Origin of the sequence: Burkholderia territorii (assembly GCF_001718335.1) — a bacterium.
GTDB classification, from domain to species: domain Bacteria; phylum Pseudomonadota; class Gammaproteobacteria; order Burkholderiales; family Burkholderiaceae; genus Burkholderia; species Burkholderia territorii.
Genome location: NZ_CP013365.1, coordinates 1,412,825 through 1,430,129, shown reverse-complemented (window position 1 = coordinate 1,430,129; position 17,305 = coordinate 1,412,825). Strand labels below are relative to the sequence as shown.

Annotated in this window: 10 protein-coding genes; 4 read left to right on the top strand and 6 right to left on the bottom strand. The window is 68.4% G+C overall.

Annotated elements, in window-relative coordinates; genetic code table 11:
* Positions 1-3 precede the first annotated feature (3 nt).
* Together WS51_RS32690 and WS51_RS06295 are read right to left on the bottom strand one after the other, a co-directional pair.
* Positions 4-162, bottom strand: a complete 159-nt coding sequence (locus WS51_RS32690; RefSeq protein WP_174905484.1) for a hypothetical protein — start codon at positions 160-162, stop codon at positions 4-6.
* 509 nt (positions 163-671) lie between these two features.
* Positions 672-2,336, bottom strand: a complete 1,665-nt coding sequence (locus WS51_RS06295) for a S8 family peptidase (protein WP_059545574.1) — start codon at positions 2,334-2,336, stop codon at positions 672-674.
* 424 nt (positions 2,337-2,760) lie between these two features.
* Between WS51_RS06295 and WS51_RS06290 the strand changes: the two genes are divergently transcribed.
* A complete protein-coding gene (locus WS51_RS06290) occupies positions 2,761-3,657 on the top strand; it encodes a glutamate/aspartate ABC transporter substrate-binding protein (protein ID WP_059507581.1) in 897 nt (298 codons plus the stop codon).
* Positions 3,658-3,758: 101 nt separating this feature from the next.
* Here the strand turns inward: WS51_RS06290 and WS51_RS06285 are convergent, their stop codons facing one another.
* Positions 3,759-4,298 (bottom strand): hypothetical protein, encoded by a 540-nt coding sequence (locus WS51_RS06285; RefSeq protein ID WP_059507580.1) that lies wholly within the window; start codon positions 4,296-4,298, stop codon positions 3,759-3,761.
* A gap of 350 nt (positions 4,299-4,648) precedes the next feature.
* Between WS51_RS06285 and WS51_RS06280 the strand changes: the two genes are divergently transcribed.
* A complete protein-coding gene (locus WS51_RS06280) occupies positions 4,649-5,896 on the top strand; it encodes a multidrug effflux MFS transporter (RefSeq protein ID WP_059507579.1) in 1,248 nt (415 codons plus the stop codon).
* Positions 5,897-5,942: 46 nt separating this feature from the next.
* Here WS51_RS06280 and WS51_RS06275 read toward each other — a convergent pair whose 3' ends face one another.
* Positions 5,943-6,635: a hypothetical protein gene (locus WS51_RS06275; protein WP_059451164.1), complete on the bottom strand. Its 693-nt coding sequence runs from the start codon at positions 6,633-6,635 to the stop codon at positions 5,943-5,945.
* A 299-nt stretch (positions 6,636-6,934) separates the two neighbouring features.
* Here WS51_RS06275 and WS51_RS32455 point away from each other — a divergent pair, with 299 nt between their 5' ends.
* Together WS51_RS32455 and WS51_RS06265 are read left to right on the top strand one after the other, a co-directional pair.
* A complete protein-coding gene (locus tag WS51_RS32455; protein WP_081333528.1) occupies positions 6,935-8,254 on the top strand; it encodes a TPM domain-containing protein in 1,320 nt (439 codons plus the stop codon).
* A gap of 90 nt (positions 8,255-8,344) precedes the next feature.
* Positions 8,345-8,965: a LemA family protein gene (locus WS51_RS06265; RefSeq protein ID WP_059451166.1), complete on the top strand. Its 621-nt coding sequence runs from the start codon at positions 8,345-8,347 to the stop codon at positions 8,963-8,965.
* A gap of 17 nt (positions 8,966-8,982) precedes the next feature.
* On the opposite strand, the gene pbpC is transcribed toward WS51_RS06265, so the two are convergent.
* Together pbpC and WS51_RS06255 are read right to left on the bottom strand one after the other, a co-directional pair.
* Complete coding sequence (gene pbpC / locus WS51_RS06260; RefSeq protein WP_069228803.1) at positions 8,983-11,220, bottom strand: penicillin-binding protein 1C; 2,238 nt, start codon at positions 11,218-11,220, stop codon at positions 8,983-8,985.
* 10 nt (positions 11,221-11,230) lie between these two features.
* Positions 11,231-17,263 carry an alpha-2-macroglobulin family protein gene (locus tag WS51_RS06255; protein ID WP_069228802.1) on the bottom strand — a complete coding sequence of 2,011 codons (6,033 nt, stop codon included), beginning with the start codon at positions 17,261-17,263 and terminating at the stop codon, positions 11,231-11,233.
* Positions 17,264-17,305 lie beyond the last annotated feature (42 nt).

Below are 17,305 nucleotides of genomic sequence, written 5' to 3'. Positions count from 1 at the left end.
ACGTTATCGATGCACGAACGCCCCCCGCCGCGTCGCGTCAGGCGCGATCGGCTGTGGATCGGTGAAGGGAGGAACGCTCGCCGGCGCGCGGAGCGCGGCCGGATGGACGATGCGCAGCGTCGCACCGGCGAGCGGTAATCGACTACTGTCGTCTGAGTTCATCTGCACTCCTGTCGGTTTCGGGTAGATGGCGCGAGCGATCGGCAGCCGCGCACGCACATGGGCGCGCGGCCGGACGGCACGCGAACGGAACACGCACGCAGCGTGTGCTGCGCGCGGCGCGAACGTATGCGCGCGGCAACGCACGGTTGCGCAGCGCGGACATTCGGCGATATCGAAAAAATCGGCGGGGGATTCTGGCCGGTCAGGCCGGAAGGGCGCCGCATCCTGCTTCCCGGGATGCGGCAGAAGACGAGGCTCTGCGCGGTTTCCTCAGGCAGCAGTCAAGTTGGTCGACGACCAACTACAACTCGCATCGGTGTTCACAGAACACTCCATGTAATCAGACGGGGGCGATGGTAATGGGTCGTCGTGCGAAGCGTCAACCCTTTTACGGCCTTTTTTCAGGCAGTTCAGTGCAATATGTCATCGCGACGACGCCGGCTCCGCAGATAAAAAACGCGCGCACGCCAGACAGGCGTGCGCGCGGTTGCGTCGAGGCGACGTGCCGGTTACTGCGTGGCGGCCGTGACGGCGGCACCTGCGTCGGCGATACCGGAGCCTGCCGGCATCGCGGTGCACGACGTGCTGGCCGGCAGCATCGCCGCACGCGCGCCGCCTTGCAGTTTCTGCTGGATCTGAGCGGGCGTGAGGTTGCCGTTCACCGACAGCATCAATCCGACGATGCCCGTCACCTGCGGTGTCGCGAGGCTCGTGCCGCTTGCGGTGCCGTAGGTGTCCGTGCCCGGCGTCGTCGCGCCGCTGTTGGCCGTCGACAGGATGTTGACGCCCGGAGCGCTCAGCGCGACGTCGGAGCCGAAGTTGCTGAACGATGCGCGGCGCCCGGTCGCATCCGTCGCGCCGACGCTGATCACGCCGCGGCAGTTCGCCGGCTGGTCGAGGCCGGTCGACAGGCCGTCGTTGCCCGCGGCGACGACGACCGTCACGCCTTTCGCGTTCACGTCGTCGATCGCCTGCTGGAACGTCGTGCTGCATGCGCCCACGCCGCCCAGGCTCAGGTTGATGACCTTCGCGGGATTCGGGTTCGTCGGCACGCCGGCGACCGGAATGCCGGCCGCCCAGCGCATCGCGTCGGCGATGTCGCTCGTCGTGCCGCCGCACTTGCCGAGCACGCGCACCGGCAGGATGCGGCCGAGCCACGACACGCCGGCGACGCCGATGCCGTTGTTGGCCGCGGCGCCGATCACGCCCATCACGCGCGTGCCGTGCCAGCTGCTGCTGCTCGGTTCGCTCGCGCAGTGATAGTACGGGCCGCTGGCGTCGTCCAGTTCCTGCTGCGTGACCCAGTCGCCCGGATCCGTCGCATCGGTGCCGCGCGTCTGGCCGTTGTTGCTGGTGTGGGCGTTCGAGATGAAGTTGTAGCCGGGCAGCAGGTTGCCGACGAGGTCGGGATGCGGCCGGTAGCCCGTATCGAGCACCGCGGTGACGACGGTCGGCGAACCTTTGGTCCGCGTCCATGCGGGCGGCGCATTGATGCCGACGCTCGCGTCGGACAGATACCACTGCTGGCTGTATGCGGGATCGCTCGGCGTGTCGCGGATCTGCATCGGGTGATCCGGTTCCGCGTAGTCGACGTCGCCGTCTGCTGCAAATGCCTGCGCGAGTGCCGCCGCGTCGCCGGACGCGATGCGCTGGCCGATCGACAGCACGGCCGCGCCGTCCGACAGGGTTCGCTCGACCTGCACGTTCAGCGGTGCCTGCGACGTCGTCGCGGCTGCATACGTGCGTGCGGCGCCGGTCGCGGTCGGCGCCGTCCAGCGCGTCATCGAGCGCTGGATCACCGCGTCGAGCCGCGTGCCGGTGTCGAGGGCCGCCATCGCGCGCGTGGCCGTCAATGTCTTGAGCTTGACGATCAGGTGATCGACCGGCGGCTCGGCCGGCGCGGTCGTCTGGGCGGCCATCTGCACGGCGGCCTGCTGCGTCGCGCATGCATTGCTGCCGCTGGTGGTGGGCGGAGTCGTCGGGGCAGGGGCCGGCGCCGGGGCGGGCGAAGGCGAAGGGGCCGGCGCGGCATTGGAAGACGACGGATTGCTGCCGTCGCCGCCACCGCCGCCGCAGCCTGCAAGCGGAAGCAGGGCGGCGGCAGACAGCATGCCGGCAAGCATGCGCGCATGAGCGGAGCGGGCCAGCGCGAAATTGAAACGTTTGGCTCTCATGGTGAGACTCGATCCTCGTAGATAACCGTCGTGCTGGCGGTCGTGCCTGGCCGGAGGAACACCGGCCCTTGTCGTTTTTTGTCTGACGAGCGCGGCATGGTTGCTGCGACGCGTCATGCACTGGGTAACGGCTGTTGCGGACGCTTCTTGAGCGTGTTTAGCGAGAAAAAATCGGGGAGCCGCAAACGATTACGTTGTTGCAATGCGGCGCGATGGCGGGTGTGGAGCGAGCGATATCGCGTGCGGGACGCGTCGGAGCGCGCCCGGCCGGGCGCGACGCGTGTCGCACGCATGTTTGCGCGCCACGGAAAACGGCTGTGCCCGCCCGGCCGAGATCGACGGTGGCTTGCGCTTTCCCTGATGCGACGCGAATTTTGTCGGGCGTACGATCGCGATTCGATCAACGATTCATCAGGAGAAAAGCATGGATCGCCGCTTCCGTTGGCTGGCCGTCGCGCTGACCTGCGCGCTGGCGGGCACCGCGCACGCGCAGGCGCTCACCGGCACGCTGAAGAAGATCAAGGACACGGGCATCGTGTCGCTGGGTATCCGCGAATCGTCGGTGCCGTTCTCCTATTCGGACAACCAGCAGAAGAACATCGGTTATTCGCGCGACATCGCGGCGCGCATCATCGACGCGCTCAAGGTCGAGCTGAAGGCGCCGAACCTGACGGTGAAGGAAATTCCGATCACGTCGCAGAACCGGATTCCGCTGCTGCAGAACGGCACCATCGACTTCGAGTGCGGATCGACGACCAACACGCTGGAGCGGCAGAAGCAGGCCGCGTTCTCGAACAGCATCTTTCTCTATGGAATTCGCTTCAGCACGCGCAAGGATTCGGGCGTGAAGGACTTTCCGGATCTCGCCGGCAAGACGGTGGCGACGACGGCCGGCACGTCGGACGAGCGCCTGCTGCGCAAGATGAACGAGGAGAAGGGGATGAACATGACGATCATCAGCGCGAAGGACCACGCGGAAGCGTTCATGAACGTCACGACGGGGCGCGCGGTGGCATTCGTGATGGACGAGCCGCTGCTGTACGGCGAGATCGCGAAGGACCGCAATCCGGCTGCGTATACGGTGACGGGCACGCCGCTCGTCCACGAGAACTACGCATGCATGATGCGCAAGGACGATCCGGCGTTCAAGCACGTGGTCGACGGCGTGATCGCGAAGATGCAGACGTCGGGCGCTGCCGAGAAGCTCTACGACCAGTGGTTCATGCAGCCGATTCCGCCGAAGGGCGTGAGCCTCAACTATCCGCTGTCGCCGGAAATGAAGCAGCTGTTCAGGAATCCGACGGATCAGGCGCAGTACTGATCGACGCTCCGCAGCCGTATCGCATCGCAAATAAAAAAACCGCCGGCACATGCCGGCGGTTTTGCTTTGCGGCCCGGTCGCTCGCGCGCCGGAATCGCGTGTCAGGCCTTGATTTCTGGGCCGCGCGCGGCCGGCCGGGCCGGCACCGACGGTGCCGGCGCCACCGCCCGCGTCGACGGCTGGGCCGGCACGAGCACGACGACCGGTTCGGGCATCGCCCACAGCGGCATCGTGAATGCGACCGGCTGCGGCATCGGCATCGCGAACGCGTTGGCGAGCGCGACGTGCTGCAGCGCCATCATCTGCTGCTGCAGCGCGACCATCTGCGCCTGGGCGGCCTGCATCCGGTACTGCGCGGCCTGCAGCTGCCGCAGCGCGGCTGCGGGCGGGGTGCCGTCCGACGACGACGTCTGCATCTCGAAGCTCGCACCGCCTTGCGGGCTGTGCCAGCTCCACGTGCTGACCTTCATCGGGCCGAGGGCCGTCTGGACGACACGCGTTTCGGCTTTGACGGGCACGGCGTGACCGTTGACGTTGACGAACATCGGTTGTGCGGCCGGGGCCGCGTCGGCCTGCCCGGCCATCGCGAGCACGGGCATCAGCGCCAGCGCGCCCGCCGCCATGGATGAACGGAATCGCATATTCGTATCTCCAACAAACGAAGACTGATCGAATCGACAATGGATGAAGCGTGTGGCTCACGGATCGAGCCACACGCGACTATGCGGGTGCTGGCTTAAAGCAGGATTAAAACGGCGACGGGCGCTGCGGGAGCGCGACTGCGGCGGGATGTCGAAACCGGCCGGCGGCCGGCGGCGCTTGTCTCGGCGCGTTTCGGAAGGCCACGCGACAGCCATTCAACCTCGTCCGCGCCAGGGAATTCCTGTGAGAGGGCGCAACAAGAGGCACAATACGGCTTCGCTGCGCACCGCTGTTCGTTATTCGAACACGCTGGCGCGTGCTGCCGCCGTCCGAATCCTTCCCGGTTGTCATGAACGCCTCGCTCACACCCGCGCGCGAATCGAACTCGCCGCGCTTCCTGTTGTTCCTGATCTGCCTGTTCGCGTCCGCCGGCCAACTCGCGATCGACATCTACGTGCCCGCGCTGCCCGACATGGCGCGCTCGTTCGCCACCACGCCGCAGGCGATCCAGTCGAGTGTGTCCGGCTACATGGCCGCCTATGCGCTCGGCCAGCTGATCTTCGGTCCGGTCGCCGATGCGTACGGGCGCAAGCGCGTGCTCGCGTTCGGGCTCGTCATCTATACGATCGGCTGCCTGCTGTCGCTCGGCGCGCCGAACCTGGAGACGTTCGTGCTCGCGCGCTGCCTGCAGGGCTTCGGGATCGCGACCACGAACCTGCTCGCGAAGGCGATCATCACCGACTCGTTCTCGGGCCAGGCGCTGATGCATGCGTTCACGTACATGTCGATCGCGTGGGGGCTCGCACCGATCATCGCGCCGGTGATCGGCGCGCACCTGCAGGAATGGTTCGGCTGGCGCGCGTGCCTCGTGTTCCTGCTGGTGTATTCGCTGGTGATGTGGGCGCTGCTGTGGCGTTATCGCGAGACCTTGCCGAAGCCGGTCCACCTCGAGCCGCGCACGCTGATGGCGAATGCGGGCAAGGTGCTTGCGAGCCCGGTGTTCCAGAGCTGCTTCCTCGCGCAGGGGCTTTGCTACAGCATCCTGCTGGTGTTCAACATCGTCGGGCCGTTCATGGTGCAGACCACGCTGCACAAGCCGCCGACCTACTTCGGCTATCTCGCGCTCGGGATCGGACTGATGTATTTCCTGGGCGGGCTGTCGAACCGGATCCACGGGCGCGGGCTGCCGAGTGCCGAGCAGCGGCTGCGCATCGGCGCGCGCGTGATGGCGGGCGCGGCGATTGCGATGCTGGTGCTGGCGCTGACCGTCGGCCTGCGCGTGTGGACGCTCGCGACGCCGGTGCTCGTGATGGGCTTTTGCGCGGGCGCGATGTATCCGACGCTGATGGCCAAGGGCAATTCGCTGTTTCCGCATATCGCGGGGCTGACGAGCGCGATCCTCGGCTGCGCGCTGCTGCTGGTTTCGTCAGCGATGATGGGCCTCGCCGGCTTCGTGTCGGTGCAGGTGCTGACGCCGCTCGCGGTGTTCTTCGTCGCGCTGTCGTTCATCGTCGTGTGGATGGTGACCAAGCTGCTGCGCTACCTCACACAGCAGCAGGCCGCGCGCGTTGCTTGCGGGAGCGGGGAGGCCGCGTAAGCGTGTCGGCGGCGTGAGTGCGTGCCGCAACGGCACGCCGGCCAATTTACAGCGGGTGTCCCGCACCCGCCTGTGCCAGCAGCGAAATCGCGGCCGGATCCGGCATGCCATTCGAATCGATCGCGCCGGCCTTGGCCAGCGCATCGAGATCGCCGTCGATGCCCGGTTGGCCGACCACGAACGGTGTCGTCAGGAAAGCCGGCGTCGACAGCGTGACCGAATAGCGCTGCTGCAGATTCGTCACGACCGCCGATTGCGCGGCCTGCACCGCGTTCGGGCTGCCCATCGCCTGCTGGAAGCGCGCATTCCCCTGAAAATTGCCGATCAGCCCGGCCGTGTTCGTGCCGAGTTGCGCGGCCAGATAGACGAGCATCAGCTCGGTCTCGGGTGTCGTGTTGAAGGTGCCGCCCGCGTACGCGAGCGAATGCAGGCTCGTGCCGCCCGATGCAACGGTGATCGCGCATGGCAGCACGGCGTTGACCGTCACGCGGTAGTTGCCGCCGCCGTCGGTCAGCGTCGTCGCCGAGCCTTGCGCGCAACTCACCGTCACCGACGCGCTCGCGAGCGCGGCGCCGGTGGCGGCCGTGCCGGATAGCGCGACGGTCTGCGTGTTGTTGCTGTTGAAGCAGACATCGACGCCGAAGCAGGCGTCGCCGTTGCAGCCTGCCAGCGCCGCGACGGCGGCGACACAGGCGGTGCCCAGCGCGGGGCGGAGAAAGCGCGGATGGCAAATGTTCATGGTCGCGGGCGATCGGGAGAGGGGGCAACCGTTGTACGGCGCGGGCGCCGGGACGCTCATATTCTAGGTCTCGAATCCGGGCAGTGCTTGCCCGTTTTCCTGATCGAATGCGGGGCGCGTGCCGGCCGACGTGTTTTGTCACATCCGTCTGCAAACGCGGCGCATTTCCCGGACGCAATCGGCAACCACGGCGGGCCGGAACCTTTCGATTCCCTTCGCAATTGGTTATGCTTCGGGTCGATTAAAAAAACGACGAGAGAACGCGCCGTTCCCGACGGAGCCGGCGCGCCGTTTCCGACATGAACCTGAAACGACTGACGGGGCGTTCACGCCTCCCGGATTGCGAGGGCGATCCGGTATCGACGGGAGGCACGACGCGCCTCGCAATGGCGGCCGCGCTGCTGGCCGGCGCGATGTTTCTTTGCGGCCCGGCGTTCGCCGCGCCGGCCGCGGGCGAAGGCGCGATTCCGCTGGCGGCCGGTGCGCCGTCGACCTGCACGAACGTGGCTGCCGCAGCCGCTTATCCCGTCGCCGACAACCCCGAAGCGCCTCCGCCGCTGAAAGGCCGCGTGACCGACATGACGGGCGTGCTGAGTGTCGCATGTGCGTCCGAGCTGACCGACCGCCTCGCCGATCTCGAGCGCCGGCTCGGCGTGCAGATGGCGATCCTGCTGGTCGGGTCGACCGGTCACGCGACCATCGAGCAGTTCGCGACCGCGGTGTTCGAGAAATGGCGTCTCGGCCAGAGCAAGATCGACAACGGTCTGCTGCTGGTCGCCGCACTGAACGATCGCACGGTGCGGATCGAGGTCGGATACGGCCTCGAAGGTGCGATTCCGGACGTCGTCGCGGGGCGAATCATCCGCGAGCGCATCGTGCCGCCGTTTCGCGAGAAGCGTATCGAAGCCGGCGTGAGCGACGCGGTCGATGCGCTGGTGCGTGAGATGACGCCGCCGCAAATGGCGGAGTCGGAGAGCGCACTGCCCGACGAGGACGCGCAGCGCACGACGTCGCACGATGTGAAGAGGCTATCCAACGGCTTGCGGGAGAAAACTCCGGTCGACCTCGGGAGCTTCTTGTTCTGGTTACTGCTCGGGCTGACCGGTGTCGCGCTCGGTGTCGTCACCGAATGGCGCAAGCTGCGCTGGCGGGTGATGCTGCCGGCCAGCTTTCTCGTCGCGACGATCGTGCCGGTTGCGATGTTGCCGGTCGGCGCGATTTTCGACGGCGATCTGGTCGCGATGCTGGGTGGGCTGGGAATCGCGACGAGCATGGGTTTCTGTGCGTGGCTCCTCGGCATCGGTCTCGTTCGCTCCGCACGCGTGCGCAAGAATACGGCGATCATCGGCGTGACATTGCTGGCGCTGATCTGGATCGGGCATCGGATGGGATATTCGCCCGGTCAGGTTCTGCTGACGGTCTTCTGCGTGGTGATGGGGATCCTGGTGATCGTCGAAAAACTGACGGGCAGCGATTGGTCGTCATCCAGCTCCACGTCCTCGTCTTCGTCCTTCAAGTGGCCATCGTCCGGCTCGGACTCGTCCAGCTCCAGCTCGTCCGACTCGTTCACCGGCGGTGGCGGCTCGAGCGGCGGCGGCGGGGCATCGGGCCGCTGGTAGCCGCTGATGGCCGCCGTGCGCGGCGCATGCGCGAACGCTTCTTTTCAACTTACCGCTCCAGCCGGAGCGTTCAACGGGAAGTCACACACAATGAAATGGTTTCGAATCCTGCTCGTATGCTGCGTGCTCGCGCCGCTCGCCGGTTGCGGCTACAACGCGATCCAGTCGTCGGATGAAGACGTCAACGCAGCGTGGTCGGAGGTGCTGAACCAGTATCAGCGTCGTGCCGACCTTGTGCCGAACCTTGCCGCATCGGTGAAGGGCTACGCGTCGCACGAGGAACGCGTGCTGACCGAGGTTGCGTCGGCCCGCGCGCGCGTGGGCAGCGTGCAGATGACGCCGGAGATGGCAAAGGATCCGGCCGCGCTGGCGGCGTTCGATCAGCGACAGGGTGAACTGGCGGGCGCGCTGAGCCGGCTGATGGTGGTGTCCGAGCGTTATCCGGAACTGAAGGCGAACGTGGCGTTTCGCGATCTGCAGACGCAGCTCGAAGGCACCGAAAACCGCATCGCGGTCGCACGTGGCCGCTACATCAAGACGGTGCAGCAGTACAACGTGCAGATCCGCCAGTTTCCGGGCGTCGTGATCGCGCGGATCTTCGGTTACCAGCCGCGCCCGAACTTCAGCGTCGCGAACGAATCCGCGATTTCGACCGCACCCGTCATCGACTTTTCCAACCAGCCGCCGAAGGCGAACGCGGCCGGCCAGTAAGCAGCCGGCCCGGGCACTCAGCGCTTGCGCGCAGCCGGCTTCGCGAACGCGCCGCGCACTTCGAAGCCGATCGCATCGGCGACGTTGCCGCGCGCGTCGACGAGTTCCAGCCGGTGCCTGCCCGGCCACGGCATCCACGCGATGCGGTCGGCGTGGCCGATCACCTTGTCGTCGAGCCGCCACGCGAAGCGCGCGGCATGCCCGGACGAGCGCTCGAACCAGATCCGCTGGTTCTTCGGCGGAATGTCCGGATCGATCGCGAAGATCGTGCCGTCGGTCGGCGCGCCGATCGTCAGCGGCGCGCGCGCGCCGTCCTTGCCCGGCGTGACGGGCGCCGCGAGCCGGATCGTGTCGAGCGCGGTGCCCGCGACGAACCACTCGTCGCGCGACGGCTCGACGTTGCGCTCGAACGTGATGCGGCGCGTTTCGACACCGGCCGGCGGACGCGGCGCGCGGCTCGGCAGGTCGCGGTGCAGGTAGCCGACGACGGCCGACCACACCGGCGACGCGCCCGTCACCCCCGACACGTCCCACATCGGCGAGCCGTCCGCATTGCCGACCCACACGCCCACCGTGTAGCGCGACGTGAAGCCGACGGTCCAGTTGTCGCGCATGTCCTTGCTCGTCCCCGTCTTGACCGCCGAGAAGAAGCGCGTGGCGAGCGGATTGTCGAAGCCGAACGTGCGCACGCGTGCGTTGTTGTCCGAGAGGATGTCGGTGACGACGAAGCTGGCCGCTTCGCTGAACACGCGCGTGCCGCTGTCCGCGCGGCCCGATGCCGATGCGCCGGAAGCGGGCGACGGCGCGGGCAGGTCGACGACCTTGCGCGCGACACCGCCGTTCGCGAGCGCGCGATACGCATTGGTCAGCGACAGCAGCGTGACGTCGGCGCTGCCGAGCGCCAGGCTGAAGCCGTAGTAATCGCCTTCCTGCGCGAGCGGCAGGCCGAGCGCGCTCAGCGTGCGCGCGAAGCGGTGCGGCGTGACGAGCACGAGCGTGCGCACGGCGGGCACGTTCAGCGAGCCGCCGAGCGCGCTGCGCACGCTCACCCAGCCCTTGAAGTCCTTGTCGTAGTTCTGCGGAATGTAGAGTCCGCCACCGGCGGCGAGGTTGATCGGCGCGTCGTCGAGCAGCGACGCGGCGGTGAGCCGCTTCTCGTCGATCGCCTGCGCATAGAGGAACGGCTTGAGCGTCGAGCCGGCCTGGCGCGGCGCGAGCACGGCATCCACGTCGCGCGCGCTCGACAACGCCCCCGACGAACCGACCCACGCGCGAATCTCGCCGGTCGCGTTGTCGATCACGACGACCGCGCCGTCCTGCACGTTGCGCCGGTGCGCGGGCGCGTTGAGCTCGGTCAGCGCGCGCGTGAGCGCGTCGCGCGCGAAGCGCTGCAGCGGCGCATCGAGTGTCGTGCGTACCCGCGCGCCGGCCGTCGGTCTGACCTCCGCCGCGATGCGGCGCGCGAAATGCGGGGCGAGGGCGGCGCCGTCGTCGCGCACGGCGCTGGCCGGGCGGGCGATCACGAGCTGCACGTAGCCGTCCAGCGACGCGCAGCCCTGTTCCGCCCGCATGTCGCGCAGGATCCGGCACGCACGCTCGGCGATCTTTGCAGGGGCCGCGTTCGGTGCGCGCACCAGCGCTGCCGCGATCGCGGCCTCGCGTGCATCGAGGCCGGACGGCGCCTTGCCGAACAGCACCTGCGACAGCGCGGCGAGGCCGACCGTCTCGCCGCGCAACGGCACGAGATTCAGGTAGGCCTCGAGGATCTGGTCCTTGCGCCAGCCGCGCTCGAGCCGCAGCGCGTTCACCGCCTGCGTGGCCTTCTGCGGCAGCGAGCGCTGGCCCGAGCGGCGCGGCGAATCGCTGAGCAGCCCGGCGAGCTGCATCGTCACCGTCGACGCGCCACGCGTGCGCTCGTTCCACAGATTGCCCCACGCCGCGCCGGCGATCCCGCGCCAGTCGACGCCGCTGTGTTCGTAGAAACGCTTGTCCTCGGACAGGACGATCGCCTCGCGGAACGCGGGCGACACGTCGGCGAGCGATACCCAGTCGCCGCGCCGTTCGGTGAGGTCGACGCGCGTGCGCTGCAGCGGCGTGCCGTCGCGCGCGAGCAACACCCAGTCGGAGCTGCGCCAGTTGCGGCGCACGTCGTCGTAGCCGGGCAGCGCGTGCGCGACCAGCGGCACGGCAAGCACGACGGCGACGAATATGCGGCCGGCGAAACGCACCGGCCGCGGCAATACACGATCGATCATCACGTACTCGTTACTTGCCGGTGTCGGCCGGCTTCACGGTCATCGGCGGGTTCGGCCACAGGCCGTACACGGACGGCGCGTACAGTGCCTCGACGCGGGTCGGCGGCAGTCCGAAGGTGCCGACGTTGTTCAGCCGCACCGTGTATTCGACCGAGAGTTTGCCCTTCGGCAGATAGTCGTAATACGCGCGGTAGCCGTCGAAGTCGCGTTCGATGAAGGCCGGCCATGCGCCGTCCGGCGATTTCTCGCCTTGCGTCGCGGCTTCGGAATCGCGGCCGAGGCCGGAGCCGAGGATCGTCGCGCCGGACGGGATCGGATCGTTGACGACGACCCACGTCATGTCGCTCTGCGCATCGATGTCGAGATGCACGCGCACGACGTCGCCGCGCGTCAGCACGCCCTTGACCGCGGGCGACACGGGCGTGACGGTCTTCGTGATCCGGTAGCCGGCCGCGAACGGCGCACGCAGCGGCACGGCCGCGAGGCTTTCGACGGTTGCCCACGGGCGGCCCGTGCCGTCCTGCGTGACGGACAACGTGGCCGGCGCCTGCGCCGCACGCGGCCACGGCATCAGCACGCTGCGTGCGGCTGCGGCACGCGTCGCGGCGGTGGCCGACGCAGGGGCGTCCGACGGCACCGGCGCCTGCGACCACGAGATCGCGCGCTCGTTGCCGCCGAGCGCGACCTTCGTCGTGCCTGCCACGGGCGTGCTCTCGTAGGTGCGCGAGAAGCGTTCGATCGCGAGCTGACCGAGCGCGTTCGACGTCGTCGTCTGCCATGCGCCCTGGCGTTGCAGCGCGAGCAGGCCGGTCGCGACGCGCGGCATCTCGTCCTTCCACGCGGGGTCGCCCGCGAATTCCAACGCGAGACGCGCGGCGTTGGTTTCGTTGCTCGTCATCAGCCACCACAGATCGTCGTCGCGCGCGGTCGAGAACACGAGCTGCGTGCCCTGGTACGTGAGGCGCGCACGCAGGATCTGCTCGACCTGCGTACGTTTCTCGTCGCGCTGCGGGATGTCCTTCACGCGCGTGAGGATCGCGTGATAGTCGATCACCGCCGATGTCGGCCACTGGTTCGGCGCGATCTCGATCGAGCCGAGCATCCGGCCTTGCGCGGCGCCGTAACGCGACAATGCCTCGATCGCGGCGAGCTTGCGCAGGTCGCGATCCTGGCGGGGCGCCCACGCGTTGCGCTCGATGCGGCCGTCGACGAAGCGCGCGAGCCCGGCCTCGAGCTGCGTGCGCACGTCCTCCGGCAGCGCGAAGTGCGGGTCGAGGCGGCTGGCCTCGTCGGCGACCACGAGCAGGTACGACGACAGCGTCGGGCTCCCGTAGTGCGCATCGTCGGACGACGGCGGGAAGTAGTTCGCGAGGCCGTCGCTGTCGAGGTAGACCGGCATGCGCGCGACCAGCGCCTGCCATTGCGCGGCGTCGTGCAGGCCGATCGCGCGCGACGTCTGCTGCTCGAGGCAGCGATACGGATAGCGCTCGAACCAGCGCCGCACGCCGGGCAGGCCGTCGGCGAGCTTCGACTGCAGCGACACGGCAATGCCGCCGCGCGGCGCGCCCTGTGCGTTGTTGACAGCGCCGGCCGGCGCCGACACGGGCACCGTCAGCGTGCCGTCGACCTGCGCGAGCGTGGCCTGCTGCACGGTCACGGGCAGCGCGGGCACGACCTTCTGCGCGACGGCCAGCGCGTCGGACGCACGCTTGCCGCCTTGCTCGGCCGCCTCGATGCGCCAGTTCAGCGCGCCGGCCGCATCGAGCGCCTGCTCGGGCACGGTGATCGTCCATGCGACCTCCGTCGCCGCATTGGCCGCGAGCGACACGGTTTGCGGCGCGACGTCGAGGCCGGTCACGCGCGGCGTCACGACGACCTGCATCGCGCGGTCGGTCGTGTTGCGCAGCGTGACCTGCGCGCGGAACGCATCGCCTTCGCGCACGAGCGGCGGCAGCCCGGAGATCAGCTGCAGATCCTGCGTGCTGCGAATCGACGTGCTGCCCGTGCCGAAGCGATCGGCGCCGACCGCCGCGACCGCGACGATCCGGAAGCGCGTCAGCGCGTCGTTCAGCGGCACCTCGACGGTTGCGCTGCCGTTCGCGTCGAGCGTCACGCGCGGATTCCACAGCAGCAGCGTGTCGAACAGCTCGCGCGTCGGCGCGCTGCCGCCGCCGCCGCCGGCCGGCACGGCCTTGCGGCCGAAGTGGCGGCGGCCGACGATTTCCATCTGCGCGGTGGCCGTCTCGACGCCGTATGCGCGTCGCTGCAGCATCGCGTCGAGCAGGTCCCAGCTGTTGTTCGGCATCAATTCGAGCAGCGCCTCGTCGACGGCCGCGACCGCGATCTGCGTGCCGGCTGGTGCCGGCTGCCCGTTCGGCAGCGTGACCTTCACGTGTGCTTGCGCCTTGCTGCGTACCGTGTAGCGCGTCGCGTCGGTCGTCACGCTCACGCCGAGGCGATGCGCGCCCGTGCCGACCTTGATCTCGCCGAGCCCGTAGCGGAACGCGGGCTTCGACAGGTCGACGAATGCGGTCGGCGCCTCATAGTGACGACCCTCGCGCCAGAATGCGCGCGCCCATTCGACCGGTGCCTTCCAGCCCCAGGTGAAGAACGAGTACCACGGCACTTCGCGAATCCGGCCGCGCAGCGCGAGCACCGACACATAGACGTTCGGCCCCCACGATTCGCCGACCTTCAGATCGACGGTCGGATTCTTGCCGTTCAGTTCGACGATGTGCGTTTCCATCACGCCGCCGCGCTCGACCGCGACGAGGGCCGTTGCGTAGCGGAACGGCATGCGAACCTGGAAGCGGGCCGTTTCGCCCGGCTCGTAGGACGTTTTCTCCGGGATCACGTCGATCCGGTCGGTGTTGTCGCCGCCGAACCAGAGTTCGTCCTCGCGCGTGACCCACACGGACGTCGACGCATTCGACGTGCGCCCGTCGCCATCCTTCGCGACCGCGATCAACTGGATGTTGCCGGCCTGTTCGAGCGTCGCGTCGCAGGCCATGCGGCCCTTGTCGTCGGTCTTGCCCGAGCACAGCACGCCGAGCTCGCGCGTGTCGCTCTTGTTGTCGTATGCATAGAAGCCGCCGACCATTCGCTTGCGCGACGACGTCGTGATGTGCGCGATGCCCTTGATCTCGATCGGCACCGATGCGCGCGGCTTGCCCTGCAGGTCGACCGCGAGCGCCTGCACCGGCACGCGCTGGCCGACCGACACCCAGCGTCCGGCCTTGATGCCGGCCACGACCGCGGCCGGCCACAGGATCGTGTCGCCGCGGATCGTCTGCACTTCGCCGTTCGGGTCCGCGAACGTCGCCTCGAGCGCGATGCGCTTCGGCGCGTCGACATCGGGCAAGCCCTTGAGCGTGACGGAGCCCGCGCCGTTGCGGTCGAGCGTGACGGGCAGCTTGTCCGCGATCAGCCGGGTCGCGTCGGGATCGTTGTTCGCGGCCGATGCGTTGTCGCCGTCCTGCGCATCGTCGTCGGCATTGCCGTCGCTGCGTTCCGCGCGGTACGGCGCGAAGCTGAAGTCCTCGAAACGATCCGCGAACGGCGGCGACGCCCATTTCATCAGCGCCGACACCTGCACGGGCAGGTTCGATGCGCCGCCGCCCGATACGTAGTCGATCTGCACCGCGAGCGGCGCTTCCTTGACCGCGACGAGCGGGCTCTTCTGCGCGTCGCGCGCGCCGATCGTCCCCTTGAGCACCGGCAGGCGGAATGCTTCGACACGGAAGCTGCCGCTGTAGTAGCTGGCGGTCGGCGCGTCGTCGGGGCCGCCTTCGAGCGTCACGCTGTACTCGCCGAGCTTTGCCGCGGGCGGCAGCGTGAACTGCGTGTCGGCGCTGTGGTCGGCCGACCACGTCAGCGGCAGCTTGTAGGTCTGGTCGGAACCGAGATGGCGGATCGTCACGCGCGACGGGTATTGCGCCGGAAACGCGAGGCTCTGCAGCGTCTCGGTGCGCAGGAAGTGCTTCATCGATACGGTTTCGCCGGCCCGCAACAGCGTGCGGTCGAACACGGTATGCGCGCGCACGGTCGGCGCGCTGTCGGTGTCGGTCGGCACGTTGAAGCGCCACGATTCGATTCCGCGGTTCCAGTTCGAGCTGACGAACGCCATGTCGGGGCCCGTCTTCGGATCGTCGACGCGCGCCGACACGAAATAGTCGTCGAAGCGTTCCGACTGGCTGCATTCGTGCTTCGGCTCGAATGCGCCGTCGATCTTCAGCAGGCCTTGCGCGTCGGTCTTGCCGGACGCGATTTCGTCACCGTTGCAATCCGACACGCGGATTCGCGCGTTCGGCACGGGCTTGCCCTTGTCGAGCGTCGTGACCCATACGAGGTTGTTCTCGCGGCCCTGTTTCAGATGCACGCCGAGGTTCGTGACGAGCACGGTGGTGCGCACGTACATGCTCGACGGCTTCGCGAGCAGCGAGCGGCCGAGTGCGGGCGACGCGAGTTCGAGCACGTAGAAGCCGGGTTTTTCGATCGGCACGCCGACGACCTCGAACGGGCGCAGCGCCTTCGGATCGGCCTTCGGCAGCGTCAGCGCCTGCGCACCCGGTTCGCCGGTGAGCAGCGACAGCGAGCGCACGTCGATGCGGCGGTTCTGCGGCGCGGGCATCTTCTCGCCGGCCGCGAGCGGCACGTAGACGGGGTGCTGGCCCTTGCGCCGGAGCAGGCCCGGGATGCGCTCGTCGATCGTGTCGGCCGTCATCGACCAGTTGTCGAACCGCTCGACGGTGCGCATCCATTGGCGAATCGCGGTGTCGTCGTCGACCTTCAGGTTCGAGAATTGCGCACCGCTCGTGTTGAGGCCGGCGATATGCAGATCGGCCTCGACGTTGCGCAGCGTGACGGGCACGAGCGCGGGCGTACCCGGTTCGGCGAAACGCTCGACGATCCCGAAGGTGCCCGACGAGAACTTCGCGAGCGGCGGCATCGGCGCGGTGCGCGTCGCGAGCGGGAACAGGTCGGCGTTCGCGAGCGAGCGGTCCGTCACGTCGCGCAGGCCGGACGGCAGCTCGACGGTCAGGTTCGCCTGCGCGGGCAGCGGCGGATTGAACGTGACGGTCGTCACTTCGTCGCTGCGATCGTCGGCCGCGAAGGTCGGTGAAAGCGAACCGTCAGGGCCGCGCAGCCTGATCGCCTCGGCGTTCTTGCGCGAAATCGGCGCATTGAACGACAGCGTGAGCGGACGCAGCGGCGTGCAGGGCGCCTTCGCGTTCTCGCGCTCGCACGAGAAGCTCGCGGCGAACGGCGCGCGCACCGTGAAGTCGAAACGGCGCTCGGTATCGTTCGCGATGCCGCTCGGGCTCGCGACGCCCTTGCCGTAGACGAGTTGCATCTTCGCGCTCGCGGGCAGCGCCTGCGCGCACGACAGCGTCAGCACGCGCGCGGCGTCCTTCTTCAGCCCGAAGTGATCGAGCAGCGCGTTGCGGGTATCGTCGTCGGCGGCCGTGACGGGGATGCGGTTGCCGATGCCGACCGCTTCGCACCAGATGTTCGCGAGCGCGGAGCGCGGCTCGGCCGGGCCGTTCAGCTTCAGCACGAACACCTGGCGTTCCTCGATCTCGCGCGAGCCCGGGCGCACCGTCACGGGAAACGGGCCGCCGGTTTGAAACGTGAAGCGGCGCGGGCCGCTGACCGCATTGCCGGCGACCGAGCGCAGCGAGTCGTTGAGCGCGACGGAGCATCGCACGCCGGGCGGCAGGTCGTTCTCGAAATCGTAGACCCACGTCTTGTCGTCGAGCCAGTGCCCCTGGCCGCGTGCGGCGGTGGAATCGTTGCAGGTCATGCGTGCGGGATTCGGCGCGGATGCCGAACCGAACGCGACCATCGCTTCGTCGAACTTGACGACGCTCTGCCGGACTTCGGTGACCGTGCCTTGCGGCGACACGCTCACCGTGCGGGCGGCGCCCGCATGCAGCGACAGTGCAGCGGCGGCGGCGAGCACCGCGACCGCGCCGATGCGCCAGGGTAGCCGTGTGGTGTGACGGGTTGAATTCGTGTTGTTGTGCTTGTCGTGCTGCTTCATCGCTCGATGCCCTCGGAGGGAAGCTTTCTGTTTGATTGCACG